The 26,385-nt window shown below is 72.8% G+C and carries 22 protein-coding genes; 7 read left to right on the forward strand and 15 right to left on the reverse strand.

What is annotated here, in order from left to right; translation table 11 throughout:
- Positions 1 to 9 precede the first annotated feature (9 nt).
- Entirely contained in the window at positions 10 to 1,221 is a 1,212-nt protein-coding gene (locus Q5762_RS05350) for a pyridoxal phosphate-dependent aminotransferase (protein ID WP_315890786.1), read from the forward strand.
- 388 nt (positions 1,222 to 1,609) lie between these two features.
- Here Q5762_RS05350 and Q5762_RS05355 read toward each other — a convergent pair whose 3' ends face one another.
- Complete coding sequence (locus Q5762_RS05355) at positions 1,610 to 2,344, reverse strand: hypothetical protein (protein ID WP_315890787.1); 735 nt, start codon at positions 2,342 to 2,344, stop codon at positions 1,610 to 1,612.
- Positions 2,345 to 2,511: 167 nt separating this feature from the next.
- On the opposite strand from Q5762_RS05355, the gene Q5762_RS05360 reads away from it, so the two are divergent.
- On the forward strand, positions 2,512 to 3,171 hold the full coding sequence (locus Q5762_RS05360) for a DUF2293 domain-containing protein (RefSeq protein WP_315890788.1): 660 nt from the start codon (positions 2,512 to 2,514) through the stop codon (positions 3,169 to 3,171).
- A gap of 42 nt (positions 3,172 to 3,213) precedes the next feature.
- Here Q5762_RS05360 and Q5762_RS05365 read toward each other — a convergent pair whose 3' ends face one another.
- Positions 3,214 to 4,008, reverse strand: coding sequence for a chaplin (locus Q5762_RS05365; RefSeq protein WP_315890789.1), 795 nt, complete (start codon positions 4,006 to 4,008; stop codon positions 3,214 to 3,216).
- A 369-nt stretch (positions 4,009 to 4,377) separates the two neighbouring features.
- Here Q5762_RS05365 and Q5762_RS05370 point away from each other — a divergent pair, with 369 nt between their 5' ends.
- A complete protein-coding gene (locus Q5762_RS05370) occupies positions 4,378 to 5,988 on the forward strand; it encodes a translation initiation factor 2 (RefSeq protein ID WP_315890790.1) in 1,611 nt (536 codons plus the stop codon).
- Positions 5,989 to 6,010: 22 nt separating this feature from the next.
- Here Q5762_RS05370 and Q5762_RS05375 read toward each other — a convergent pair whose 3' ends face one another.
- The 4 genes from Q5762_RS05375 to Q5762_RS05390 all read right to left on the reverse strand — a co-directional run bounded on the left by Q5762_RS05375 (position 6,011) and on the right by Q5762_RS05390 (position 12,958).
- Positions 6,011 to 8,113 carry an NB-ARC domain-containing protein gene (locus Q5762_RS05375; RefSeq protein WP_315890791.1) on the reverse strand — a complete coding sequence of 701 codons (2,103 nt, stop codon included), beginning with the start codon at positions 8,111 to 8,113 and terminating at the stop codon, positions 6,011 to 6,013.
- Entirely contained in the window at positions 8,110 to 8,613 is a 504-nt protein-coding gene (locus Q5762_RS05380; protein WP_315890792.1) for a hypothetical protein, read from the reverse strand. The genes Q5762_RS05375 and Q5762_RS05380 overlap by 4 nt, the downstream gene beginning before the upstream one ends.
- A 68-nt stretch (positions 8,614 to 8,681) precedes the next feature.
- Positions 8,682 to 10,025: an SWIM zinc finger family protein gene (locus Q5762_RS05385; protein WP_315890793.1), complete on the reverse strand. Its 1,344-nt coding sequence runs from the start codon at positions 10,023 to 10,025 to the stop codon at positions 8,682 to 8,684.
- On the reverse strand, positions 10,025 to 12,958 hold the full coding sequence (locus tag Q5762_RS05390; RefSeq protein WP_315890794.1) for a DEAD/DEAH box helicase: 2,934 nt from the start codon (positions 12,956 to 12,958) through the stop codon (positions 10,025 to 10,027). The genes Q5762_RS05385 and Q5762_RS05390 overlap by 1 nt, the downstream gene beginning before the upstream one ends.
- Positions 12,959 to 13,148: 190 nt before the next feature.
- Here Q5762_RS05390 and Q5762_RS05395 point away from each other — a divergent pair, with 190 nt between their 5' ends.
- Entirely contained in the window at positions 13,149 to 13,484 is a 336-nt protein-coding gene (locus Q5762_RS05395) for a hypothetical protein (RefSeq protein WP_315890795.1), read from the forward strand.
- 18 nt (positions 13,485 to 13,502) lie between these two features.
- On the opposite strand, the gene Q5762_RS05400 is transcribed toward Q5762_RS05395, so the two are convergent.
- Positions 13,503 to 14,000, reverse strand: coding sequence for a DoxX family protein (locus Q5762_RS05400; RefSeq protein ID WP_315890796.1), 498 nt, complete (start codon positions 13,998 to 14,000; stop codon positions 13,503 to 13,505).
- Positions 14,001 to 14,108: 108 nt separating this feature from the next.
- Positions 14,109 to 14,804 carry a class I SAM-dependent methyltransferase gene (locus Q5762_RS05405; RefSeq protein ID WP_399494495.1) on the reverse strand — a complete coding sequence of 232 codons (696 nt, stop codon included), beginning with the start codon at positions 14,802 to 14,804 and terminating at the stop codon, positions 14,109 to 14,111.
- A gap of 139 nt (positions 14,805 to 14,943) precedes the next feature.
- Between Q5762_RS05405 and Q5762_RS05410 the strand changes: the two genes are divergently transcribed.
- Positions 14,944 to 15,216 carry a DUF6343 family protein gene (locus Q5762_RS05410; protein WP_315890798.1) on the forward strand — a complete coding sequence of 91 codons (273 nt, stop codon included), beginning with the start codon at positions 14,944 to 14,946 and terminating at the stop codon, positions 15,214 to 15,216.
- 44 nt (positions 15,217 to 15,260) lie between these two features.
- On the opposite strand, the gene Q5762_RS05415 is transcribed toward Q5762_RS05410, so the two are convergent.
- The 4 genes from Q5762_RS05415 to rpsA all read right to left on the reverse strand — a co-directional run bounded on the left by Q5762_RS05415 (position 15,261) and on the right by rpsA (position 19,181).
- The gene (locus tag Q5762_RS05415) at positions 15,261 to 15,629 is read right to left on the reverse strand and encodes a tetratricopeptide repeat protein (RefSeq protein WP_315890799.1); all 369 of its coding nucleotides are present in this window, start codon (positions 15,627 to 15,629) and stop codon (positions 15,261 to 15,263) included.
- 235 nt (positions 15,630 to 15,864) lie between these two features.
- On the reverse strand, positions 15,865 to 16,473 hold the full coding sequence (coaE, locus tag Q5762_RS05420; RefSeq protein ID WP_315890800.1) for a dephospho-CoA kinase: 609 nt from the start codon (positions 16,471 to 16,473) through the stop codon (positions 15,865 to 15,867).
- Positions 16,474 to 16,504: 31 nt separating this feature from the next.
- Positions 16,505 to 17,443, reverse strand: coding sequence for a PAC2 family protein (locus Q5762_RS05425; RefSeq protein WP_315890801.1), 939 nt, complete (start codon positions 17,441 to 17,443; stop codon positions 16,505 to 16,507).
- A gap of 229 nt (positions 17,444 to 17,672) precedes the next feature.
- On the reverse strand, positions 17,673 to 19,181 hold the full coding sequence (rpsA, locus tag Q5762_RS05430) for a 30S ribosomal protein S1 (RefSeq protein ID WP_315890802.1): 1,509 nt from the start codon (positions 19,179 to 19,181) through the stop codon (positions 17,673 to 17,675).
- 348 nt (positions 19,182 to 19,529) lie between these two features.
- On the opposite strand from rpsA, the gene Q5762_RS05435 reads away from it, so the two are divergent.
- Together Q5762_RS05435 and hrpB are read left to right on the forward strand one after the other, a co-directional pair.
- Complete coding sequence (locus tag Q5762_RS05435; protein WP_315890803.1) at positions 19,530 to 20,366, forward strand: class I SAM-dependent methyltransferase; 837 nt, start codon at positions 19,530 to 19,532, stop codon at positions 20,364 to 20,366.
- A 165-nt stretch (positions 20,367 to 20,531) separates the two neighbouring features.
- Positions 20,532 to 23,114 carry an ATP-dependent helicase HrpB gene (gene hrpB / locus Q5762_RS05440; RefSeq protein ID WP_315890804.1) on the forward strand — a complete coding sequence of 861 codons (2,583 nt, stop codon included), beginning with the start codon at positions 20,532 to 20,534 and terminating at the stop codon, positions 23,112 to 23,114.
- Here hrpB and Q5762_RS05445 read toward each other — a convergent pair.
- The 3 genes from Q5762_RS05445 to Q5762_RS05455 form a co-directional block, all read right to left on the reverse strand.
- Positions 23,098 to 24,063 carry a DUF3068 domain-containing protein gene (locus Q5762_RS05445; RefSeq protein ID WP_315890805.1) on the reverse strand — a complete coding sequence of 322 codons (966 nt, stop codon included), beginning with the start codon at positions 24,061 to 24,063 and terminating at the stop codon, positions 23,098 to 23,100. The genes hrpB and Q5762_RS05445 overlap by 17 nt on opposite strands.
- 14 nt (positions 24,064 to 24,077) lie before the next feature.
- Entirely contained in the window at positions 24,078 to 24,218 is a 141-nt protein-coding gene (locus Q5762_RS05450) for an SPW_0924 family protein (RefSeq protein WP_315890806.1), read from the reverse strand.
- Positions 24,219 to 24,508: 290 nt separating this feature from the next.
- Positions 24,509 to 26,254, reverse strand: coding sequence for a lytic transglycosylase domain-containing protein (locus tag Q5762_RS05455; RefSeq protein WP_315890807.1), 1,746 nt, complete (start codon positions 26,252 to 26,254; stop codon positions 24,509 to 24,511).
- Positions 26,255 to 26,385: the final 131 nt, after the last annotated feature.

Consider the following 26,385-nt stretch of genomic DNA (forward strand, 5'->3'; position numbering starts at 1 on the left):
GGTCGTCGCATGGAGTTCCGGCAGTCGAGCAAGTTGAGCGAGGTCTGCTACGAGATCCGGGGCCCGGTCATCGAGCACGCCAACGCCCTGGAGGAGGCGGGCCACAGCGTCCTGCGCCTCAACACCGGAAACCCCGCGCTCTTCGGGTTCGAGGCGCCCGAGGAGATCGTCCAGGACATGATCCGGATGCTCCCGAAGGCCCACGGCTACACGGACTCCCGCGGCATCCTCTCCGCCCGCCGCGCGGTCGCCCAGCGCTACCAGGCGATGGGGCTGCCCGAGGTCGACGTCGACGACGTCTTCCTCGGCAACGGCGTGTCCGAGCTCGTCTCGATGGCCGTCCAGGCACTCCTGGAGGACGGCGACGAGGTCCTGATCCCCGCCCCCGACTTCCCCCTGTGGACGGCGGTGACCACCCTCGCGGGCGGCAAGGCCGTGCACTACCTCTGCGACGAGTCGGCCGACTGGTATCCGGACCTGGACGACATGGCCGCGAAGATCACCGACCGCACCCGGGCCGTCGTCATCATCAACCCCAACAACCCCACGGGCGCCGTGTATCCGCGCGAGATCGTGGAGGGCATCCTCGACCTCGCCCGCCGCCACGGCCTGATGGTCTTCGCCGACGAGATCTACGACCAGATCGTCTACGACGAGGCCGTGCACTACCCGGCCGCCTCCCTCGCCCCGGATCTCGTCGTGCTCACCTTCGGCGGACTCTCCAAGACGTACCGGGTGGCCGGATTCCGGTCCGGCTGGCTGGTCGTCAGCGGCCCGCAGCAGCACGCGAAGAGCTACCTGGAGGGCCTGACCATGCTGGCCTCCATGCGCCTGTGCCCGAACGCCCCCGCCCAGTACGCCATCCAGGCCGCGCTCGGCGGCCGGCAGTCGATCCACGAGCTCACCGCCCCCGGTGGCAGGCTCCACGAGCAGCGCGACAAGGCGTGGGAGAAGCTCAACGAGATCCCCGGCGTCTCCTGCGTGAAGCCGAAGGGCGCGCTCTACGCCTTCCCGCGCCTCGACCCGAAGGTGCACAAGATCCACGACGACGAGAAGTTCGTCCTCGACCTGCTGCTGCGCGAGAAGATCCAGGTCGTGCAGGGCACCGGCTTCAACTGGCCCCGCCCGGACCACTTCCGCATCCTGACCCTGCCGTACGCCGACGACCTCGACGCGGCGATCAGCCGCATCGGCCGCTTCCTGAGCGGCTACCGGCAGTAGGCCGTCCGGGCTCCGGCCCCGCGAAACAGCCTCGAAAAGGAGCGGGTCCGAGGGCGTAGCCTGCCCCCGGACCCTGTTCGATGCCACTCACATCACACGCCGGCGCACTTGAGAGCCCGGGTCAGTCGTCATTGCGTCGCGTCCTGCCGTTGGACCACCGCCGATCGAGCTCGGCGGACCAGATTCGAACTGGCATTTCGACGCACCAGGGCCCGGGCCCGGTCGATCCGGCGATGAGCGGCGGATACTGAATCTGGAGCAATAGTCTGAGTTTGAACGCGACCCTTCTCAGAAGGGCCGCGCATTCACGACAAGGCTCAGCTTCAGCTTTGCGCTCCTCGCGCACCCCGACCGCATGCTGTGGCCGGGGAGTTCATGGGTTCCTCCGCTACCCGAAGAGGTAGCCGAAGACGGCGTCGCCGACCCGCTGGTCGGTGACCTCGGCGCTGTTCGCCTCCTCGCGGGCGTACTTGACCGCCTGCTGGAGCTTCTCCACCCGCTCCAGAAGCTCGTTCACCCGCCGGGCCGGCAGCGCGCCGGAGAACTTCACGGTGGTCCAGTAACCGACCGGCACGTCCTCGTAGTACACCTCGACCTGCGCCGGGTGCTTGTCCGTCGCCTCCGCCTTGACGTGGTTGCGCGGCACCTTCTTCGTCCGGACCGTGCGGACGACCTCGGTCTTCCACGCGTCGGTCGACGGGTCCTGGGTCCAGGACTCGGCCGCGTCGAGGACGGGCAGCTTACGGACGAAGGTGTGGATGTCCGTCAGCTGCTTCTCCAGGAACAGGAGGTACGCGACGGGCACCTGGCCCACCAGCACGCGCCCGTCGACGGTGACGTCGGCGCGCGCCTCGCAGTTGGCCCAGTCCTTGGTGGCGGTCACGTCGAAGAGCCGCGTCAACGCCCGCGCGGTGTCCCGCAGCACGTCCTCGGCCTTCACCTGTACCAGCGTGGACTCGGGCGGAAGCTGCTCGCCCTCCTCGTCCTTCGGCTGGTACGTCCGGGAGATCCCGGCCAGCAACGCGGGCTTCTGCAGCCCGTGGTGGGCCGCCGTCAGGTCCTGCTGCGCCCTGGACTTGACGCCCTTCTCCACTGCGATGATCTGATTGAGTTTCGTTGCCACGCGACAGACCCTAGAGGTCCGATGACGATGAATCGAACGATTATCACCCCGACTTGTCGACCTTCCTGAGCGCGCCGAGGAGTAACCGGTCATGGATACGGCCCTGATCGCCATGGTGGGAACGCTGCTGGGTGCGGCCGCGGCCGGCGTGCACTGAGGAGGCGGCCGTGGACCTGGTCGCGCCCGTCGTCGTCGAACCGCTCAAGCGCCGCCGCTGTTCGGAGTGTTCCCAGGGGCCTCTGGAGCGGATGATCGTCGAGTTCAACGCACCGGTCTGTCTGGACTGCGCGGACCTGGGCCATCTGGTGTTCCTGCGGCGCGGGAACACCGCCCTGACGCGGCGGGCGCGGGAGGGCAGCGCGCTGTGGGCCGTGGTCGTACGGCACAACCGGCGCCGCACCCGGTACGAACGTCAGGGCCTGCTCGTCGAGGAGGCCGCGCTCGCCCGGGCCGAGGCGGCCTGTCTGGCGGACGCGGAGGCACGGGCGCGGCGGCGGGAACGGGACGCGGCGCGGCGCGCGGAGCGTGACGCGGAGGTCACGGCGGCCCTTGAGGCCGAGATCATGCGGCTCTTCCCGCGCATTCCCGCGGACCGCGCCGCGGAGATCGCGTCCCACGCCGCCCGCAAGGGCAGCGGCCGGGTGGGGCGTACGGCGGCGGGTCGGGCGCTCGACCGGGGTGCGGTCACGGCCGCGGTTCGGGCCGCCGTACGGCATGTCGACACCGAGTACGACACGCTCCTCATGCGCGGGGTTCCCCGGCACCAGGCCCGGACGAACGTCGCACCCGCCATCGAGGCGGTGCTCCGGGCCTGGCGCCCTGTGTGAGAAACGGGGCGGGCTTGCGCCTGGGGCCTCCCCGCGGGTACCTCAGACCTGCGCGCCCATCCGGCGCGCCCGGCGGTAGACGAGTGCGCCGCCGAGGAGCAGGGCCGCGCCGGCCGGGGCCGCGTAGCCGACCAGGTCCGAGCCGGTGCTGGCGAGCTCGACCGAGTCGCCCTGCGGGCCGGGCGCCGGGGCGGGGGCGGCCGGGGTCTCCGCGTCCTCGACCGGGCGGGGCAGCGTCTTGGGCGGCACCGTCGGCTTGGGCTCCTCGCCCGGCGCCTCGGGCTTGCCGGGGCCGTTGACGGCGGAGTTGCCGAAGACCGGGTTGCCGATGCCGACGACGTTGACCGAGTTGCCGCTCACGTTGACGGGGAGGTCGATCGGCAGCTGGATGCCGTTACCGGAGAGCACGCCGGGCGAGCCCTTCGCGAGCCCCTCTGCGGTCGCGCCGCCGCCGTTGGAGGAGCCACCCTGGGAGCCGCTGTGGGAGCCGGTGTGCGAGCCGCCGTCGGGGTGACCGCCGCTGCGCGGCGTGGCCGGCTCGTCCTTGTGCGTCCGGCCGCCACCGGAAGCGTCCGATCCGTACCCCTTGGACGGGCTCGTGTTGGCGCAGCGGTTGCCGACGGCGGGGTTGAGCAGTCCGACGACGTTGACGGTGTTACCGCAGACGTTGACGGGGACGTGCACCGGCAGCTGAACCGTGTTGCCGGAGCCCACGCCCGGCGAACCGACAGCGGCGCCCTGCGCACCGGAGTCGGCGTGCGCGGCGCCCGCCGACAGCGCCAGCGCGCCACCCGTGACCATCAGTGTGGCCAGACCACTTCGGCGAATGTGCCTCATGGCTTCCTGCCTTCCGGAGGTGTTCACGGGCATCCGCCCGTACCGCAATTAACGCGACCCTGGCGAGGCTGGATCAGGCCGTTGGCGTGTTTCACTCCATCGAGTGGGATTGAGCTCGAACGGACGGGGCAGCGGCTGTCGTACGATCGCCCGCATGCCGCCGGGTGCCGAAGAACCGTCCTCGACCGCGAGGGCAGTTGAGGCGAATGACATGTCCGGCATATCCAAATCAAGTAGGATGAAAGCTTTCCCAGCGGGCAGCGGGCAGCGGGCAGCGGGCAGCGGGCAGCGGGCAGCGGGCAGCGGGCAGCGGGCAGCGGGGTTGCGCCGCCCGGTGCTGAGGAACGGCAGGACCGGCGGGACCGGACCGTGCTCTTCGCGGCCCGCTCGGCCGCCGCGCTGCACCGGCTCCTCGACGTCGCCCCGGTCTTCCGCGGTGACGCGCGGATCAGACGCCGCTTCGTCCTCGTCCCCGGTTCCGTCTTCGACGTCGACGCCCTGGCCGCCCTCGCCGCCGTAGAGCGGGCCGGCGCCCGGACCGTGCCCTGGAGCGAGGCCCGCGCGGGCCGGCACGACCTCGTGCTCGCCGCCAGCCCCAAGGGCGAACTGTCCGCGCTCGGCGGCCCGCTCGTGCTCCTGCCGCACGGCGCCGGATACAACAAGGCCCTGCCCCAGGAAGGCACCGCCGACTCCGCCTCCGGCCTCGACGGGCTCTTCCTCCTGCCCGAGGGACGGCCGCTCGCGGATGTCCACGCGCTCGCCCACCCCGGCCAGATCGAGCGGCTGGCCGCCGACGCGCCGGCCGCGGCCGGGCGGGGCGTGGTCGTCGGGGACCCGACGCTCGACCGGATCCTCGAATCCGCCGGGCGCCGCGACCGGTACCGGGCGGCGCTGGGGACCGGTACGCGGCGGCTGGTCGTGGTCGTCTCCACCTGGGGCCCGGAGTCCCTCGCCGAACGACGGCCCGGGCTCGTCCGCGAACTCGCCGCACACCTCCCGTACGACGAGTGGCAGGTCGCCCTCGTCCTGCACCCCAACACGCACAGCGAGCACGGCACGTACGACCTGCGGGAGAGCCTCGCCCCCGAACTGGACGCGGGCCTGGTGCTGTCCCGGCCGTACGAGGAGTGGGGCGCGCTGCTCGTCGCGGCCGACGCCGTCGTCACCGACCACGGTTCGACGGCGCTGTACGCCGCCGCCCTGGACCAGCCGGTCGTCGCCGCCTGCGACGGCGGTGCCGAGCTGATCCCGGGCAGCCCGATGGCCGAACTCCTCGGCCGGGCCGGGGTCCTCGGCGGCGCGGCCGACCTCGACGCTCTCGTGGCCGGCCATCGGCCCGGGGAGCTGCGGGCGACCGCGGCGACCGCGTTCGCCCGCCAGGGCGAAGCCCTGGAGCTGCTGCGGACCGAGGTGTACCGGCTGCTCGGACTCGCCCCGCCGCCCTACCCCGCCGATCCGGCGCCGCTTCCCGTCCCGGAGGGCGCCGCCCGGACCCCGTACGCCTTCGCCGTAGACGTCCGTCACGAGGGCACGGCGGTACGGATCACCCGGCATCCCGCCTGGGCCGATGTCGAGATCCACCACCTGGCCGCCGACGCGGAGCTCGCCGCCCGCCGTCACCAGGAGAGCGCGGCCCTCCTCTTCCGCAGGTCGGCGCCCGACGGCGGCGAGACGGCGGAGGAGTGGACGGCGGAGGAGTGGACGGCGCGCGTCCTGGAGCGGTGTCCGGGATCCCGTACCGTCGCCGCTCCCCTGGCCGAGACCGGACGGTGGCTGATCCGGCGTGCCGACGGGGCTCTGTACGACCTGCGGCTGGAATCGGACTCCGCGGTGGATCCGACGGCGCTGCTCAGTGGCGTGCACGACCGGCTGTCGGCGACGAGCAGCACCGGCCGCCGTACCGGCACCGCCCTCGTCGACGTCCTCGTCGGCGGGACACGGCACGCCGTACGCCTCACGCCCCGAACCGGGGATCGCTGATCCGGGGTCTGCTTGCCGTCCCCTACGTGTCGTCCGACTCGGCGGCGAGCGCGGCGATCAGCTCCAGGATCTCCGTCTCCTCGCGGGCCGCGTGCCGTTCCCGGGCGCTGCTCAGTGCCGCCTCGTAGAGCGGGGCGGCCTCCTCGCGGCGGCCGAGGGCGTGCAGGGCGCGGCCCCGTTCCAGGCCCGTCCGGGCCGTCATCCGGGCCCGCTTCAGCCCGTCGGCGGCGGCGTGCGCCTGCTCGGCGTGGGCGAGGGCGGTGTCCCACTCGCCCGACTCGCGGTACGAACGGGCCAGCAGATACGTCTGGAGCATCGCCCCGTAGGGGTTGGGGATCTCCTCGTGGAGGCGGCGCGCCGCCAGGAAATCGGGGATCGAGCCCGCCCAGTCCCCGCGCATCGTCGCGACCTTGCCGCGGAACTCCCGTGCGGACGCGCGGAGTGTGCGGTCGAGGTCGGACCCGCCGCCGAGCGTATCGGCGGCCGTCACGGCCGCGTCCACCTCGGCCGCGGCCTGGTCCAGCTCGCCCAGTTCCCAGAGCGGGCGGGCGAGTTGGCAGCGCATCCGGACGAGCGCGGCCGTGTGCTCCGCCCGCCGTGCGGCGTCCCGGCCCGTCGTGAACGCGTCGATCACGTCGGCGTAGTGCTGATGGTCGAGGAAGTGCGTCCACAGCGGCTCGCAGAGCGCCCAGGCCTCGGCGTCCAGGCCGTGCCGGTAGGCGTCCCGTACGGCGCCGAAGAGCGCGTGCCGCCGGGCTTCCAGCCACCGCAGGGCGTCGGACCCGCCTCTGTCGCCGGTCCATTCCACGTCCGGTACGCCGGGCAGGGCCGGTGCCGGCTCCGCCACGGTCAGCCGCGGGCCGGCCCCGAGCAGGTCGGCGCGCTGGGCCTGGCGCAGATACCAGCGCACCACCCGGGCGCGGCCGGCCGCCGCCTCCGTGCCGTCCGGGTCGTCGCGCCGGGCCCGCCGGGCGGCGTGGTCCCGCAGCAGGTCGTGCATGCGGTGGAGTTCGCCGTGTCCGGCGGCGGGCAGCAGTCCGGACGCGGTCAGTTCGTCGAGCGCGTCGTACGCCGCCTCCGCCGCCTCTCCCGTCTCCGCTGTCTCCGGGGCCTCCTCGGTGCCGTCGCCGGCCGGGCCGTGGAGCGCGACGACCGCGTCGGGTGCCACGTACGGGCCGGGGTGGACGGCGAGCAGCCGGTAGAGGCGGGCCGCCCGGGGGCTCAGGTCCTCGTACGCTGCGTTCCAGACCGCTTCCACCTCGGGCACTCCGTTCTCCTTCCACTCCCTGGCCAGCCGGTCGGCGAGCCGGCCGAGCGGGCGGCTGCCGTGGCGCCGCACCCATCGCGCGGCGACTTCGAGCGCTGCGGGCAATCCCTGGCAGAGCCGGGCGAGTTCGGCCGCGGCATCGGGCTCTTCGATGAGGCGGGGGTCGTCGCGCACGATGGTCCGCAGCAGTGTGTGGGAGTGCGGTGCGGCGAGCGGCGCGAGCGGGAGTTCGAGGTCGGCGCCGCCCGGGATCTCGTACAGCGCGCGGCGGCCGATGGCGAGGACGACACTGCCGCCGGAGGCGGGGAGCAGCGCTTCGACCTCGGCACCGGTACGGGCGTTGTCGAGCACCAGGATCATGCGCCGGTGCTGGGTGAGGGCGCGGTACTGGTTCCGGCGGGCGGCGAGGGTGCGCTCCAGCTCGTCGGGGCGGAGGCCGAATCCGCGCAGGAGCTCGGCGTAGGCCTCGGAGAGGTCCGCTCCGCCGTCGGTGCGGTGGTCGTCCAGGTCGACGTAGCGGACGTTGCCCTCGTACTCGGGGTGATCCGCGCGCAGTCCGCGCGCGAGCCGCGTCCCGAGCGTCGTCTTGCCGACGCCGCCGACCCCGCTGATCACGGCGACGAAGGGGCGGCGCAGGGCGGGGGTCGCGCCCTCCTGGGCGAGCGCCTCGGCCAGTCGGCTCCGCTCCTCGTCGCGGTTGACGAAGGAGCGGCACTCGGGCGGTAACTGATCCGCCATCAGGGTGTAGGCCGTGGACAACGCGGGTGGGTTGAGGTGCAGATGCTCGATGCGTCCGGCCTGGACGAGCGTCTCCACCCGTGCCTGTCCCCCCACGCTGTTACGCGTCTCTTCGGTCATGGGCGGTTTCCGGCAGGGGGCAGCCCGGTCAGGCGGCCGGTGGTGGCGCCGGGGTCACCTGTGGTGCCGCCGATGCTCAGGGTGCCGATCGTGCCGGCCTGGACGACCGTGGCGTGGTGGACCTCTGCGCTGACGTTGTTGGACACCTTGACGGTCGGCGCCCCGGAACCACCTTCTCCGGTCAACTCGGCAAGGATCTGCCGCAGTTCGTCGGCGGCTTCGGGATCGTCGCGGAGGCTGCGGCGCATCCGGGCCCGCCATTCGGCAAGGGCCTCGGCGCGCGCGTCGGACGCCGCCTGCTCGTCGTCGCTCCGCTCCGCGTCGAGCAGTTCCTCGCGCGCGATCTCCAACTCCGCGCCGACCGATTCCTCGTCGGCGCCGAAGCGCCGGGCGAAGAACGCGGCGACACGGGTCCGGGCGCTTCCCCAGCCGTCGCCGACCATCTGCTGGACGAGCGCGGTCGCGCCCGCCGTCGCCAGAGCCACCAACTCGGCTTCCACCAGGCCCCCTTCGTACGGGCGTTGTCGACGTTGTCGTCGATGTCGCCCCTGGATCGCCAGCCTAGCCGTCAGCGGCCCAGCAGGTCGGTGAGTGCCCCGACGGGGTCGGCGTCGGGTGTGCCGCGGGGCCACCAGTCCTCACGGTCGGCGTCCGACTCATATCCGTACCAGAGTCCGTCGCGGCCGAAACGGAGCTGCAGGGACCGGGTCGACAGCCGGTTGCGCCAGGGGCGGAAGGCCGGGAAGTCGGAGGCGAGCAGGGCGGGTCGGGCCCGGTCGAAGGGGCCTGCGGGCGGGTCCCAGGGCTCTTCGAGGACGGCGAGTCCGGCGATTCCGCCCTGTCGCCAGGCGGCGACGGCGCGGGCCAGGTCGGTGGGGGTGCGGTCGAGGGCGTGGGCCAGGTCGCGGTAGAGCGCGCGGGTGGAGGCGGTGAGCCCGGAGCCGGGGTGGGCGGCGGCCAGCCGGACGGCGTCCTGCCAGGGGGTGAGCGCGGCGACGGGGTCGTGGCCGGTGGCCAGGAACGCGTGGGCGCGGGCGGCGGCCTCCGTCGCGAGCAGGTCCAGGGCGAGGGGGTCGGGGGCGTGCGGGTCCGGCGGGTAGACGGGCGGGCGGCCGGGCTGGGCGGGCAGGGCGAGGGGCGGGGGCAGCGGCGGCAGGGCGTGGCCCGTCGCCGGGGCGAGGGCGGTGCGGGCGGGAACCATGGCCATCGGGGGCGCGGCGGCGGTCTTCTCGGCGGCGGAGCGGGCCGCGTTGCGGTGGGTGAGGGCGGCCAGGATCTCCTGCTCGCCACGCCCCCTCATCAGGAAGAGGACGAACGGGTCCTCGTCGAGGAGCCGGGCCGACTGGTAGCAGAGGGCGGCGGCGTGCTTGCAGGGGAAGCCGTCGTCCGGGCAGGAGCAGTCGGGGACGAGGTCGCCGGGAGCGGGCAGCAGGCCGGTGACGGCTTCGAGGGCGTGCGGGACGTCCTTGTCGAGGAGGGCGGCGATGTGGTCGGGGCGGGCGGCGACCTCGTCGAGGAACCGCTCCCAGCCGTCGTCGCCGAGCGTCCGCAGGCGGATCTCGGTGCGGTACGGGCGGGGCCTGGTGCCGTGGACGTAGGCGATGACGCGGCCGGGGGTGACGGTGATCGCGTCGACGTGCCCGCGCCCGGCGTACGCCTTGCCCCGGGCCAGTCGCGCCGGGTCGAGGGCGGTGTCCTCCAGGGCCTCCACCCAGGCGTTGCCCCACCAGGTGGCGGCGAAGCGGCCGTCGGGCGCCTCGCGCGGGGCGAGGGCGGGGAACGTGCGGCGCAGGTCGTCGTGACGGGGGCCCGCGAACCTCCCGGGCCCCGGCCGGCGGGCGGCGGCGCGTGGCGAGGGGTTCGGGCGCGGCGACGGGCTCGATCGGGGCGAGGAGTCGGAGCGGCGGTTCATCACGGCCTCCTCAGGGACACCAGGTCGGCCAGCTCGCGGTCGGTGAGTTCGGTCAGGGCCGCCTCCCCGGAGCCGAGGACGGCGTCGGCCAGGGCGCGCTTGGCGCGCAGCATCTCGGCGATGGTGTCCTCCACCGTGCCTTCGGCGATCAGCCGGTGGACCTGGACGGGCTGGGTCTGGCCGATGCGGTAGGCCCGGTCGGTGGCCTGTTCCTCGACGGCCGGGTTCCACCAGCGGTCGAAGTGGACGACATGGCCGGCCCGGGTGAGGTTGAGACCGGTGCCCGCGGCTTTGAGCGACAGCAGGAAGACCGGTACGTCTCCGGACTGGAAGCGGTCGACCATCCGCTCGCGCTCGGCCACGGGGGTCCCGCCGTGGAGCAGTTGGGCCGGGATCGCGCGGGCGGCCAGGTGGTCGGCGAGCAGCCGGGCCATGGCGACGTACTGGGTGAAGACGAGCACGGAGCCGCCCTCGGCCAGGATGGTGTCGAGGAGTTCGTCGAGGAGGGCGAGTTTGCCGGAGCGGCCGGCGAGCCTGGCCGTGCCGCCGCCCTTGGCCGTCTGCTCCTTGAGGTACTGCGCGGGATGGTTGCAGACCTGCTTGAGCGAGGTCAGCAGCTTCATGACGAGTCCGCGGCGCGCGATGCCCTCCGCGCCCTCGATCTGCGCCATGGTCTCCCGTACCACCGCCTCGTAGAGCGAGGCCTGTTCGCGGGTGAGGGCCACCGGGTGGTCGGACTCGGTCTTCGGCGGCAGTTCGGGGACGATCCCGGGGTCGGACTTGCGGCGGCGCAGCAGGAACGGCCTGACCAGGCGGGCGAGGCGCTCGACGGCCTCCTCGTTGTCGATCTCCTCGCTGTTCTCGACGGCGCGCGCGTGGCGGGAGCGGAAGGCCTTGAGGGGGCCGAGGAGACCGGGGGTGGTCCAGTCGAGCAGGGCCCACAGCTCGGAGAGGTTGTTCTCCACGGGGGTACCGGTGAGGGCGACGCGCGCCGCCGTGGGGATCGTGCGCAGCGCCTTGGCCGTCGCGGAGAAGGGGTTCTTGACGTGCTGCGCCTCGTCGGCGACGACCATCCCCCATTCCTGTTCGGCGAGATGCGGGGCACTGGTGCGGAGCGTGCCGTAGGTGGTGAGGACGAAGCCGGCCAGGCCGGATTCCGGGGCGAGTCCTTCGAGGGAGCGGTCGGCGCCGTGGAAGCGGCGCACGGGGACCCCGGGGGCGAAGCGCTGGATCTCCCGCTGCCAGTTGCCCAGCAGGGAGGCGGGGCAGACGACCAGGGTGGGCGCGCGGCGGGCTCGGCGCAGATGCAGGGCGATGAGCGTGACGGTCTTGCCGAGGCCCATGTCGTCGGCGAGGCAGCCGCCGAGTCCGAGGGAGGTCATCAGATCGAGCCAGGCCAGTCCGCGCAGCTGGTAGTCGCGCAGGGTGGCGTCGAGTCCGGCGGGCGCCTCGACCTGCTCGGGCCCAGCGACGAGCCGGTCCCGGAGCGCCGCAAGGGCGCCGACGGGGACGGCGCGGACGGTCTCGCCGTCCACCTCGGCGGTGCCGCTGAGGGCGACGGCGAGCGCGTCGACCGGTTCCAGCAGGCCGAGTTCGCGCTTGCGGGCCTTACGGACCAGGTCGGGGTCGACGACCACCCACTGGTCCCGGAGCCGCACGATGGGCCGGTGGGACTCGGCGAGCGCGTCCATCTCCCGCTCGGTGAGCGGGTCGCCGTCGAGAGCCAGCTGCCAGTTGAAACGGAGCAGTTCCTCGCTGTCGAAGAACGCCGTGCCGTCGGTGGCGGAGCCCGGTGCGGAGACGGGCGGCCGTACGACGGCGGAGGCGCTGAGCGAGCGGGCCAGTTCGCGGGGCCAGTGGACGGCCACCCCAGCGTCGGCGAGCCGGGCGGCGGCGGGGCCGAGCAGCTCGTACAGCTCGTCCTCGGTGAGGGCCAGGACACCGGGGACGTCCCGCTCCAGGAGCCTGCCGAGCGGCGGCCAGACGCGGGCGGCGCGGCGCAGCGCGAGGACGGCGTCGATCCTGGCCCGTGGTCCGAAGAGCTCGTCGCCGTCGCCCGCCCAGAGTCCGGCGGCGTCGATGACGAGGGTGGGGTCTGCGAGGCTGTGGACCTGGAGGAGGGCCGCGGCGGCCTGCCGCTCGTCCCCGCCCTCCTCGGCGATGTCGAAGAGCTCGTACCCGGCGAGGTCGAGGCGGAGCGAGACCCGGACCCCGGCGTCCATACCGGCCGCCGCCTCGGCCGCCCAGGCACGCGCGCGGGGCAGGTGCTGCGCGGCCCGTGCGGCGAAGGGCGCCCCGGCCGCGTGGGCGGCGGCGGGCGTACGGGGCAGGGTGTCGGCGACCGCGTCGAGGAAGGCCCGTACCAGCGCCTCCGGCTCGGGCAGCTGGAGCGGGGTGCGGCCGGGGACGGCCACCGCGTGGGCTTCGGGGGGCATAGCGGCGGCGACGGCCCGCAGATGCGCGATGTCGTCGGCGTCGAGCGGCCCCGCCCGCCAGGCGTCGAGGTCGTCGGCGGTGAGCCCCGGCAGGAGCCTGCCCCTCGCGGCGAGGTGCAGGGCATGCAGGGCGGCGGCGCCCCAGCAGGCGGTCGCGGGGTGCGCGCCCGGCTGGTGGCGGGCGGCGACGAGGTGCGGGAGCGCCTCCGCGACGCCGAGGACCACGGCGGGGACCGTGCGGCTGCGGACCCCCGCTCCGTGCGGCCGTACGACGGTGAGCTCGGTCAGCCCCACATCCGCGGGCCCGGCACCCGGCGGGCCCGCGTCCCGGGTCCCGTCACCGTGCGTGCCGTCGCCGTGCGTGCCGTCGCTCCCGGTGCCGTGCGGGGGCACCGGCGGCGTGCCGCCGTCGGGGGACCAGAAGGCGACCCGCCCGTCCCGGGGCAGCGAGGCGGGGAGGAAGACGGCGGCGCAGGTCTGCAGACTGTGCGGGGTCATGGGCCCTGCTCACCTCCCGTTCCACGACGGATTCCGACTGGATCTCCGACCTTACGGGTGGGGTCTGACAATGGGCCTTCGCACCGCTTCGCCCGGGCGGCCCAGCAGCGGATGACAGCCCGGTCCGCAGGCGGCAGGGTGACGGGGAACAGGGCTTCTGCCGCCTTCGCCCGACAGACGAGGATCCGCCATGTCCGTTCACCGGCGTCTCGGCACCGCCGCCGGGGCCGCGCTCCTGACGCTCGTCGTCGCGGGCTGTTCCGGCCTCGGCCGCTCCGCGGTGGGAACGATCACGTACGAGACCGAGCGCGAGGTCGTGATCACCGTGACGAGCCCGTCCGTCAAGGGCTGCCACCGGCTCGCGCCGGCCGGCGTGACGAAGATCGAGAACCGAAGCATGGTCGACCTGCGGATGTACCGGACCCGGGACTGCAAGGGCAAGGAGAACACGTACGTCGCCAGCAACTCGGCCAACACGATCGCGCCGGACACCCTCCCCTGGCGCAGCTACAGCATCGTCCACTAGCCGCGGCGGGCCGCCGCCTCAGCCCCGGCGCCGCAGGACCAGCGCGATCAGCTCCTGGTTGTGGTGGCGGCGGGTCCAGGCGATCACGACGAGCGGCACGGCGAAGACGACCGGCGTCAGGGCGTACTGACCGTCGAAGACGGCGAGCTGGGTGACGAGGGCCCCGATCATCAGGCCGACGAGGCCGGTCGCCGCGGCGCTGGACAGGACGGGGATCAGCAGCGCGACGGCGCCGGCCAGCTCCAGGGCGCCGACCGCGTACATCAGCCAGTCGCCCCAGCCGATCCGGTCGAAGGTCTCCGCGGCCGACCAGTGTCCGACCAGCTTCGGCCCGGCGCTCGGGATCGCGAAGGCGAGCGCGAGCAGGACCTGCAGGACGCGCACGGAGATGTCGCCGCGGCGGCTCAGCCGGCTGCCGGTCCGCCCGGCGGCCGTGACGGCGGCGGAGGTGGCGGCCGCGCTGGTGGAAGTGGCGGCGCTGGACGTGGTGGCGGTGCTGGCGATGTCGGTGCTCATGGGTGCCCCCTGTGTCGGCGTTGCGTTCGCTTTCACAGGGGTAGACGGGCCGGGCACCGGAAACTCATCGCTGTTCCGGCGCCCGACTCGATCTTCTTCAGAAGGACGTCAGGAGGGCATGGGACGGGCCCTCACCCACGTGCCGTCGTCCGTCAGGTAGGCGTCCACCACGAGCCCCGCCTCGCCCAGGTACCGCTCGAAGTCCTCCCTGCTCAGGGGCCGCGACCGGAACGTCTGGGTCCAGCGCAGGTCGGGGAAGACGTACTCGGCGACGACCGAGTTGACGCCGTCGCCGACCGGGTCCGCCGATACGATCCGTACCGTGCAGCCGCTCGGGTCCTGGCGTTCGCGCGGCACCTGCTCGTGCCACCCTTCGCCCTCACGCTGGATCAGGACACTGCCGCCGTCCCGCACATGGCGTCTGCAGGTCTCCAGAAGCGCCTGCCGTTCGCTGTGTTCGGCCGTGTGCACCAGGTACGAGGCGAGCATCACCACATCGAACCGCCGTGCCAGGTCCAGCGATTCGATCGGGCTGTGCATCGTCTCCGCGCCCGGCACACGCTCCCGTACCGCTTCGAGCATCTCCGCCGACTCGTCCACCGCCGTCACGGCGAAGCCCCGCTCGACCAGAGGCCCCGTCACCCGCCCCGCCCCGCAGCCCAGTTCGAGCAGCGAGGCGCCCGGCGGCACGGCGGCCTCGATCACATCGGGCTCGTTCCCGACCCCCAGGCGCCGATACACATCGACGGCGCAGCCGTCCGGGGTGATGGCTCCGGGCCCTGTCCCTTGATGTCCCTCACGCATCCGTACGCTCATGCCCGGAAGAACGAAGCGGCCCGGACGGCCGTTCCCGCCACCGCTCCGAAGCCCCCTACACCCCTCGTTCGAGTGACGTTCGCCTGTGCGCTTCGGGGGTAGACCCTCAGTAGGAGATGCGACCGTCATGCGTACTGGGAGTGAGCCGGCGACCGCGCGCAGTCCCCTGCGGATGCGGTTCTGGCTGAGCCTGTGGGGTCTGCTCTGGGCCGCCTTCGGCACGACCGTATTCGCCCTGGTCGGCAGTGTTGGATGGGCGACGGCCTGCGGGGTGCTCTTCGTCGTGGCGGCTGTCGACATGTCGATGGTGCTGCGTCACATCCACCAGGGGCCGCACTGGCAGCCCGGCCGGGACATCCCGCCGTACGAACCCGACCACGGCGGCCCGCGCCGCCGCTGAGACGCCCCGGCGCCGAACCCCGCCCAGCCCCCTGGAACCCCCGGTCAGTCCTCCGCGCCGAAGCGGGCCGCCTGGAGGTACTCGGGCTTGGGGTCGAGCGCGGCGGCGAGCCGGAAGTGCCGGGTGGCCGGGCCGGGCCGGCCCGAGCGCTGGAACGTACGGGCCAGGGCGAAGTGCGCGAACGCGTTGTCCGGCTCGCGCTCCAGAACCAGCTCGAACTCGAGCTCGGCGGGGCGCAGTTGGGCGGCGGCGAAGAAGGCGCGGGCGCGCAGCAGACGGGCCGCGGTGTTCTCGGGGTGGGCGGCGATCACCGAGTCGAGCAGTTTCACGGCACCACGAGGGTCCCGCGCGGCCAGCAGATGCTCGGCGGCGCGGAAGTCGATGACGTGGGTCTCGGGGTTCCTCTCGGCCACGGTGGCATCCTTCCCTTGCTCCGGCGGTTCAACATCGAGTGCGGCAGGGCTATTCCGCGCCGGCGCACGACCGGTGCGACCCGGCACGACCGACACGGCCGGCCGGTCCCGGTGACCCGGTGATCCGACCGCCGCACCCGCGATTCCTACCCAGCCGGGGCCGTGACCGATCGGCGCGGACCCCGCGGCTTTCCCCCGGTTCCGGTGGCTTCCCCCGCGTCCCTTCGGCGGCCTGCTACCGGGTCCCTTCGGCGGCCCGCCGGGTCAGCTCGTCCCAGACCTTCCGCACCTGGGGTTCCAGCGCGTCCAGCGGACCGTCGTTGTCGATGACGAGGTCCGCGATCGCCCGCCGCTGCTCACGCGTGGCCTGGGCGGCCATCCGGGCGCGCGCCTCGGACTCCGCCATGCCCCGCAGCCGTACCAGCCGGTCGAGCTGCGTCTCGGGGGACGCGTCCACGACGACGACCAGGTCGTAGAGCGGGGCGAGGGCGTTCTCGGTGAGGAGGGGGACGTCGTGGACGACGACGTCGTCGGGGCCGGCCGCGCTCTCCAGCTCGGCGGAGCGGGCACCGACGAGGGGGTGGACGATCCGGTTCAGGGTGGCCAGGCGGTCGGCGTCGGCGAACACAACGGAGCCGAGCTTCGGCCGGTCCAGGGTGCCCTGCTCGGTCAGGATCTCCGGCCCGAACGCCGCCACGACGGCCGCGAGCCCGGGCGTCCCGGGCTCGACGACCTCGCGCGCGATCTTGTCGGCGTCGATCAGCACGGCCCCGTACGAGACGAGCAGCCGCGACACTTCACTCTTGCCGGCGCCGATACCGCCGGTCAGGCCCACCTTCAGCATGAGCGGCAGCTTAGGACCCACTGTCGGTCCCTTACGCGTCGCCCTCCCGCTCGGCGAGGAAGCGCTCGAACTCGCGGCCCAGTTCGTCCGCCGACGGCAGGTCGACGGGCTCCGCGACGAGGCTGCCGCGGGTCTCGGCGCCGGCCATCGCGTCGTACTGGTGCTCAAGGCCCTGGACCAGGGCCGTCAGCTCGTCGTCGCCCTCGCCGATCTGGCGCTCGATCTCGGTCTGGGTCCGCCGGGCCTCCGTCCGCAGCGTGTGCGCGACGCCGGGCAGGACGAGGCCGGTGGCGGCGGTGATCGCCTCCAGGGCGGTCAGCGCGGCGTCGGGGTACGAGGAGCGGGCGACGTAGTGCGGGACGTGCGCGGCGACTCCGAGGGTGTCGTGGCCGTACTCGGTGAGCCGGAACTCGACGAGCGATTCGGCGCTGCCCGGCACCTGGGCCTCGTCGAAGGGGCTCTTGTGGCCGGGCATGAGGTCCGTGCGATTGCCGTGCGGGGTGATGCCGACGGGCCGGGTGTGCGGGACGCCCATGGGGATGCCGTGGAAGTTCACCGAGAGGCGGACGCCGAGCCGCTCCACGATCTGGCGGACGGCGGCGGCGAAGCGCTCCCACTCGACGTCCGGCTCGGGGCCGGACAGCAGCAGGAAGGGCGCGCCGGTCGCGTCCTGGACGAGCCTGACCTCGATGGCGGGTGTTTCATACGCCGTCCAGCGGTCGCGCCGGAACGTGAGCAGCGGACGGCGGGCCCGGTAGTCCACGAGCCGGTCATGGTCGAAGCGGGCCACCACCTGGTGGGGCAGCGTGTCCAGCAGACCGTCGACGATCTGCTCGCCTGTCTCACCCGCGTCGATGTAGCCGTCGAAGTGGTAGAGCATGACCAGCCCGGCCGACTCCTGCGCCAGGGCCACGTCCACCACGGCCAGGCCCTTCTGGTCCCATTCGTACAAATCCTGGGGATCAAGCACGATTACCGCTCCTCCTCGCGTTCCTACGAAAGAACGCCTGCCGGGGCATGAGCATTCCCCGTGCCCCGGATTTCGTGCGCGGAGTGTCAGCGCCCGAGCACGCGCCCCGCACATACCCGGGGCGCTCGCCGCGCCGCATCGGGAGCTCGCTCCGGAAACGACTGAGGCCCGCTCCCCCGGAGGGGAACGGGCCTCGATCGTTGGCTAGCTAGAGCCTAGGGGCAGAGCTTCAGCTCTGGCCGCCGGCCAGCTTCTCGCGCAGGGCAGCCAGGGCCTCGTCCGACGCCAGGGCGCCGGAGTTGTCGTCCGACTCCGAGGAGTACGAACCACCCGAGACGCCCGCCGGGGCACCGGCCGGAGCGGCGGCGCCACCCTCGGCAGCGGCGGCCTCGTCGGCCTCGCGGGACTTGATGACCTGAGCCTGGTGCTGCTCGAAGCGCTGCTGCGCCTCGGCGTACTGGGTCTCCCAGGCCTCGCGCTGGGTCTCGTAGCCCTCGAGCCAGTCGTTGGTCTCGGGGTCGAAGCCCTCGGGGTAGATGTAGTTCCCCTGGTCGTCGTAGGACGCGGCCATGCCGTACAGGGTCGGGTCGAACTCGACCGACGCCGGGTCGGCACCGAAGGACTCGTTGGCCTGCTTCAGGGACAGCGAGATCCGGCGACGCTCGAGGTCGATGTCGATGACCTTGACGAAAATCTCGTCGTTGACCTGGACGACCTGCTCCGGGATCTCCACGTGGCGCTCGGCCAGCTCGGAGATGTGGACCAGACCCTCGATGCCCTCGTCCACGCGGACGAACGCACCGAACGGAACCAGCTTGGTGACCTTACCCGGGACGACCTGACCGATCTGGTGCGTACGGGCGAACTGCTGCCACGGGTCCTCCTGCGTCGCCTTCAGCGACAGGGAGACACGCTCGCGGTCCATGTCCACGTCGAGAACCTCGACGGTGACCTCCTGGCCGACCTCGACAACCTCGGACGGGTGGTCGATGTGCTTCCAGGACAGCTCGGAGACGTGCACGAGACCGTCGACGCCACCCAGGTCCACAAAGGCACCGAAGTTGACGATCGAGGAGACGACGCCGGAGCGGACCTGACCCTTCTGGAGGGTCGTGAGGAAGGTCTGGCGAACCTCGGACTGGGTCTGCTCGAGCCAGGCGCGGCGGGACAGGACCACGTTGTTGCGGTTCTTGTCCAGCTCGATGATCTTCGCCTCGAGCTCCTTGCCCACGTAGGGCTGGAGGTCGCGGACACGACGCATCTCGACGAGAGAGGCCGGCAGGAAGCCACGGAGGCCGATGTCGAGGATGAGACCACCCTTGACGACCTCGATGACGGTACCGGTGACGATGCCGTCTTCTTCCTTGATCTTCTCGATCGTGCCCCAGGCACGCTCGTACTGAGCGCGCTTCTTGGACAGGATGAGGCGGCCTTCCTTGTCCTCCTTCTGGAGAACCAGGGCCTCGATCTCGTCGCCGACCTTGACGACCTCGTTCGGGTCGACGTCGTGCTTGATCGAGAGCTCGCGGCTCGGGATCACGCCTTCGGTCTTGTAACCGATGTCGAGCAGGACCTCGTCCCGGTCGACCTTCACGATGACGCCGTCGACGATGTCGCCGTCGTTGAAGTACTTGATCGTCTCGTCGATCGCGGCGAGGAAGGCTTCCTCGTTACCGATGTCGTTGACCGCAACCTGCGGGGTGGTGCTGGTGGCGGTGGTCTCGGTGCTGCTCGTCATGTGGGAAAGGGCTCCGGTTACGGACAGAAAGTCGTAGGTACTGCTACGCCGTGAACCCGTATCGCACCGAAGAAGCCGGACAGCCAATGAAGCGCCATTCCCGACGAACGGGGGGGCGCCTCGAGAACCGAGGGGACATGCATCCGTGCGAGCGCGACCTGCTCCGTCTGAGGCGCGCAGGCCCGCAGCGCAACCTTTAGCATACGGGGGCAGCCGGACAGGGTCAATGCGCGAAGCGCGCACGCGGGGCGGATCGCCACATACCCGGCACAACTCAACTCTCCCCAGGCCGTCATGGCTGCGGGGGACGCGCAGCGGCGCTGTGCGCAAACTACATCGACGGGCGAGATGAACCAAGAGTACGAACACGAAGACGGACCCGTGGGCGAAGAGGACGAGGCGGAGGCGACCCGCCGTGAGACCGGGGACGCGGAGAGCAGCCGGGCGAGTCGGGGCTGGTGGGACCGGAACGCCGACGAGTACCAGAGCGAGCACGGGGCCTTCCTGGGAGACGACAGGTTCGTCTGGGGTCCGGAGGGGCTCGACGAGGCCGAGGCGGGGCTGCTCGGGCCGGCCGACGCGCTGAAGGGGCTCGACGTCCTGGAGATCGGCGCGGGGGCGGCGCAGTGCTCGCGCTGGCTGGCCGCCCAGGGCGCGCGGCCGGTGGCGCTCGACCTCTCGCACCGCCAGCTCCAGCACGCCCTGCGGATCGGCGAGGACGTGCCGCTGGTCGAGGCGGACGCGGGCGCGCTGCCGTTCCTCGACGGCTCCTTCGACCTGGCCTGCTCGGCGTACGGCGCGGTGCCGTTCGTGGCGGACCCGGTGAAGGTGTTCCGCGAGGTGCGCCGGGTGCTGCGGCCGGGCGGCCGGTGGGTGTTCTCGGTGACGCACCCGATCCGCTGGGCCTTCCCCGACGAGCCGGGCCCGGAGGGGCTGTCGGTCGCGGCCTCCTATTTCGACCGCACTCCCTATGTCGAGCAGGACGAGCAGGGACGCGCCGTCTATGTCGAGCACCACCGGACGATCGGGGACCGGGTCCGGGACGTGGTGGTCGGCGGGTTCCGGCTGGTGGATCTCGTGGAGCCGGAGTGGCCGGAGTGGAACAGCCAGGAGTGGGGCGGCTGGTCCCCGCTGCGGGGGAACCTGATTCCGGGCACGGCGATCTTCGTGTGCGAGCGGGACTGACGCGGCTGTCACAGGTCGACGGGCCCGGCGCGCGGCTTCAGTCGCAGGTCGACGCTTCAGTCGCAGGTCGACGCTTCAGTCACAGTCAACGCTTTCGTCGTATAAGAGGACAGGACCTGTGGACAGCCGGGCCCGCCGTCGGCGACGACGTACGAAACTGAGTGCGTGATCCGAAACGACGCACTCGACCGTCTCCCCGTCCGCCATGCCGTCCCCGAGTTGCTGACCGCGCTCGAGGAGCGCGGTACGGCGGTGCTGTACGCGCCTCCCGGCAGCGGCAAGACCACGCTCGTGCCGCTGGCGCTCGCGGGGCTCATAGGGGACGGACCGCGGCGGCGGGTGCTGGTGGCCGAGCCGCGCCGGATGGCGGTGCGGGCGGCCGCCCGGCGGATGGCGTGGCTGCTGGGCGAGGAGGTCGGCGAGGCAGTCGGCTTCTCGGTCCGCGGCGAGCGCCGGACCGGCCCCGCGACCCGCGTCGAGGTGGTCACGACGGGCGTACTCCTCCAGCGGCTCCAGCGCGATCCCGAGCTGGCGGGCGTCGATGTGGTGCTGCTGGACGAGTGCCACGAGCGTCATCTCGACGCGGACACGGCGATGGCGTTCCTGGTGGACGTCCGGGCGACGCTGCGGCCGGAGCTGAAGCTGATCGCCGCGTCCGCCACGAGCGACGCCGAGGCGTGGTCACAGCTCCTCACGGTGCTTGACGGCACGGGTCCGGCGCCGATCGTGTGGGGGAAGGGCGACGTGCACGGGTACCTCGTCCGCTTCGCCGCACCACCCGCCGGCATCAGGCCCGCCCATGGCACCTGGGTGGATCCCGCCTTCCAGCGGCATGTGGCGGCGACGGTCCGGCTCGCCTGCGAGGCGTACGAGGGCGACGTCCTCTGCTTCCTGCCCGGTACGGGTGAGATCGCGCGGACGGCGGGGCTGCTGGCCGACCTCGACGCGGACGTGCTCCAGCTGCACGGGCGGGCCCCGGCGGCGGTGCAGGACGCGGTGCTGAAGGGGGCGGAGCCGGGCGGGCGGCGCAGGGTGATCCTCTCGACGTCCGTGGCGGAGTCGAGCCTGACGGTGCCGGGGGTGCGGATCGTCGTGGACTCGGGCCTGGCCAGGGAGCCGCGGATGGACCACGCCCGGGGCCTGGGCTCGCTGGCGACGGTTCCGGTGTCGCTCGCGGGCTCGACCCAGCGCTCGGGCCGCTCCGGACGGGAGGCGTTCGGTGTCGTCTACCGCTGCTGGGCGGAGGCGGAGGACGGAAGCCGGGCCCGCTTCCCCTCCCCCGAGATCGAGATCGCCGACCTGGCCTCGTTCGCCCTGCGGGCTGCGTGCTGGGGCGACCCCTCGGCGAAGGGCCTCGCGCTCCTCGACACGCCACCGGCCGGGGCGATGGCGGCGGCCCGTTCCGTACTGACGGCGATCGGCGCGGTCGACGAGCAGGGCCGGGCGACGGAGCGGGGGCTACGGATGTCCCGGCTCGGGGTGCACCCCCGGCTGGCCCGTGCCCTTCTGGACAGCGCGCCCGCGGTCGGGGCGCGGCGGGCGGCCGAGGTGGTCGCGCTGCTGAGCGAGGAGCCGCCCCGGGAGTACGGGGACGACCTGGCGGCGGCCTGGCGGGCTGCCCGGCGGGGTGCCGACGGCTACGGGGCACGCTGGAAGGCGGAGGCCCGGCGCCTGGAACGGTCGGTGGGCGAGGCGGGTCCCGGAGACCGGGCGGGGAAGGGTGCCGGGAGCCGGGATGGCAGCGGTGCGCCGGCGCCGGGTGGGGAGGACGCCGTGGCCGGGCTTGTGACGGCGTACGCGTTTCCCGAGCGGGTGGCCAGGGCGCGTGAAGGCAGCGGGTTCCTGATGGTGTCGGGGACGGGCGCCGAGCTCGCCGAGGGCTCGCGGCTCGGGAGCGCGCCATGGCTGGCCGTCGCCGTCGCGGACCGGACCGCACGGAGCGCCACGGCGCGGGTGCGGTTGGCGGCGGTGGTGGACGAGTCCATGGCGCGGGCGGCCGCCGGGCATCTGCTGGCGTCCGGGGAGGAGGTCCACTGGGAGGACGGGGACGTGGTCGCCCGGTCGGTGTCCCGGCTGGGCGCCGTGGAGCTGGCCGACCGTCCGCTCAGGGACTCCGCCGACCCCGGGCTCGTACGGGCGGCGCTGCTGGACGGGCTGCGGCGTGAGGGGCTCGGGCTGTTGCGGTGGAGCCGCGAGTCGCAGGAGCTGAGACGGCGGCTCGGCTTTCTCCACCGGGTGCTGGGGGACCCGTGGCCCGAGGTCTCGGAGGAGGCTCTGCTCGACCGGGCCGAGGAGTGGCTGGAGCCCGAGCTGTCGCGGGCCCGGCGCCGGGCGGATCTCGGCCGGATCGACGCGGGGCAGGCACTGGGACGGTTGCTGCCCTGGGCGACGGGCGAGGCCGGCCGGCTCGACGAGCTGGCGCCCGAGCGGATCGAGGTGCCGAGCGGCTCGCGGATCCGGGTGGACTACGGCGGCGAACAGCCGGTCCTCGCGGTGAAGTTGCAGGAGATGTTCGGGCTCGCCGAGACGCCGAGGGTGGCGGCCGGGACGCCGGTGGTGGTCCATCTCCTCTCCCCCGCCGGACGGCCCGCGGCCGTCACGGCCGATCTGGCCTCGTTCTGGCGGGAGGGATACCGGGCGGTGCGGGCGGAGCTGCGCGGGCGCTATCCCAAGCATCCGTGGCCGGAGGATCCGGTCGGCGCGGAGCCGACGCGGCACACCAGCGCGCGGCTCAGGAGGGAGCGGTAGCGGGGCCGTCCGGGGCGGGGCGCCGGGCGCGGGCCTCCAGCCAGAGCGAGAGGGCGAGCAGGAGGAGGGACAGGGTGACGAAGGTCCAGGGCAGATAGGAGGTGACGAGCAGGATGATCGTCCGGTTGGACTGGACGAGTTCGACGGTGTCCCTGATGTAGTCCTCGCGCATCTTCACATGGCCGGAGAAGGCGGTGACCTTCCAGTCGGTCTTGTCGTTGCGGAGCTCCTCCTCGTGGATCTCCTCGCCGTTGACCGGGGCGCCGGTGACGGGGTCGACCCAGAACATCCGCTTGGTGGTGTACCAGATGGACATGCCCGACTGGCTGATCACCTCGGGGGTGATGCCCTTGACCGGCATCGTCTTGGGCATGGGGACCTTCTGCCACGGGATGGTCTGCTCGAAGTAGTAGACCTCCATGCCGCGGAAGGTGCGGGTGCCCTTGTAGTGGATGGGGGAGGTGGTGCGGGAGCGGGCGTCGAAGTACTGGTAGTCCCGCTTCTCGGTGAGGAAGGGCCACTTGAACTCGATGCCCTCGCGCCGGACCGGGTCGCCGTCGACCGTGGCGCCGGTGGCGTTGACCGGGTCCTGGGTGTGGGCGTCGAAGACGTAGCGCTCGGGGATCTGGGAGACCATCTTGCCGTCGGGGCCGGTGATGTAGGTGAGGGCGTCCCAGACGACGACGTCGCGGCCGGCGGAACGCTCGATCCGCTTCGACTCCTCCACGTTGCCCTTGAGGGTCTGGATGATCGTGAGCTTCTCGACCTTCTTGGCGGTGAGGGTCGAGTAGTCGACGAGGGTGGCGGGCTTCGCCTCCAGGACGATCTCCTGGTACTGGTTCGGCGGGATCTTGGCCACGCGGGGAAAGACGTACCAGCGGAGGGTGGGGGCCATCGCGGCGAAGAAGACGGCGAACGAGAGCAGGACGAGGCTGGCTCGGCGGCGCATCGGCGGGGCTCCTCCTACTTCTTGGGGCCGGGGTCGGCGGTGAGGAGGGGCTTGGGCGAGGTGGGCCCGTCGGGCGGCAGGTCGACCACGGAGACGAGGAGGACGACGAGGAGCACTGGGACCAGCCCGATGGCGGCGGCTACGAGGGCGCGCATGGTCGGCCTCCCGGTGTTCGATCTGATGCGGCGTCAGGGCGGGGGCACCGTAGCAACGCGGGCACGAGATGAGAACACGTTGCACTCAGAACGCAGAGCGCCGCCCGCCCGTCCGGGCGGACGAGGGGGCGGCGGATCGGCGGCGCGGCACCGGCCGGGGCCTCCGGCCGGTGTTCGGACCGGGAGGTCGCTCAGGCCAGGACGTCACTCAAGCCGGGAGGACGCTCAGGCCGGAGGGCGCTCAGGCCGGAGGGCGCTCGGGCCGGGAGGGCGCTCAGGCCGGAGGGCGCTCAGGGGGTGGGCGAGGCGGTCGGGGTGGCGGTCGACGAGGCGGCCGGGGTAGGGGTCGGCGTCGGCTCGGGTTCCGGGGCCGGGGCGGTGACGTTCAGCTCGATGGTCACGCTGCCGCCGCCGGGCGTGGTGAGCCGGAGCAGGAAGGTGCCGGACTGGTCGTCGGCGTAGATGTCCGGGAGGGTGAGCAGTCCGAAGGCGTCCGTCTTCAGGCCCGTGAGGGTCCGCAGCGGGTTGCCGACGGCGTCCTTGAAGTACGGGCCCTTGGAGTTCTGCTGCGGGTCCGCCGCCGAGTTGATCATGGTGGCGGTCAGGCCGACCGAGGAGGCGATGGCGCCGTCGAGGGTGGCCTTCACGAGGATCCGGTCGGCGAACCGGCCGCCGGTAGTGGCCGTCAGCTCGGTGGTGTCGACGCGGACCAGGGTGTCGGCCCGGCGCTCGGTGACGGTCGCGGTGAACGAGACGGGTGCCGCCTGCTGGCCCACGACCGAGGCGCGGACCGTGAAGGTGCCCGTCTTCTCGCCGGCCCGGACGGGCGGCGAGACGGCCCGGCCGTTGAGGCCGGTCAGGACGGTCACGCTCTTCGCCACGCCGCCCAGGTTCGCGTCGGTGGCGCCGATGATCTCGAAGCGCACGGTCAGTCCGGCGGCGGGCTTGCCCGCCGCGTCCCGCACCTCGACGGTCGGACGGCCGGCGAAGACATCGCCGGCGGGGGCCGTCAGCGTGCCGGTGCCGGCGTCCTTGAGCGTCACGACCTTCGCGGTCGCCGGCGGGGTGACGGGCGGCTTCGTCGGCTGAGGGGTGACGGGCTTCGACGGGTCCGGCTTCGGCGTGCTCGGGGACGGCGACGGAGTGGGCGTCGTCGGCGCGGAAGTGGACGGCGACGTGGGGCCGGTGCTCGGGGTGTCGCTGCGGTCGATGGGCAGCAGTCCCGTGCCGTCCGGGACCTGGTGGGTGCCGCGCTTGTAGTACTCGAACCAGGAGAGCACGGTCCGCAGGTACTCGGTCGAGCGGTTGTAGCTGAGGATCGCCCGGTCCAGATCGGCCTTGACCGCGAGGTCGCGGTTGTTGGCGCAGAGGTACATCCCGGCGGCCTGGGCGGCGTCGTAGATGTTGTTGGGGTCCTTGCGGCCGTCGCCGTTGGCGTCCTGACCCCAGGTCGCCCAGGTGGAGGGGATGAACTGCATCGGGCCGACGGCGCGGTCGTTCGTCGGGTCGCTGTCGAAGGCGCCGTCGTCGGTGTCCGGGATGTTGGCGAAGCCGACACCGTTGAGGACCGGGCCGAGGATCGGGGAGAGTGTGGTGCCGTTGGCGTCGACCCGGCCACCGCGCGCCTGCCCGGACTCGACCTTGCCGATGCCCGCGAGCAGCTGCCACGGAAGGTTGCAGGCGGGGTCGGTCGACCGGATCGACTGCTCCGCCCGCTTGTAGGCGGCGAGCACGGAGGCGGGTATGCCGGCCTCGGCGGGGCCCGTGATGATCGGCAGGTCTATGGAAGTGCCGGGCTTGTTCGGCGTGTTCAGCGGCGGCAGGTCGGTGTAGTACGGCGAGTCGCCGGTCGCCGAACCGTCCGTGGCAGGAGGCGTCGCTTCACCGGCACCGACCGGCCGGTCGCCGGCCGCGCTGTCCGAGGGCGGCGGAACGACGCCGGGCGCCTGCGAGGCGGCGAGTGCCGCCACCGCCGCCGCGACGACGGCACCGCTCGTGGCTCCCCTGCGCAGACGGCGGCCGAATTGCGCTGCCATACCTTGGTCCCTCCCCCTCGACTGACCCACGCTCCCCGCGCGAGGCCTCAGGAGACCCTATGACACCGACCGGCCCCGGAACACAGCGCCCTGACCGCGTTTCACGCTTTCGTCACCTCCAGGTCGCCCAC

The organism is Streptomyces sp. P9(2023), assembly GCF_032436795.1.
In the GTDB taxonomy this organism is placed as follows: Bacteria; Actinomycetota; Actinomycetes; order Streptomycetales; family Streptomycetaceae; genus Streptomyces.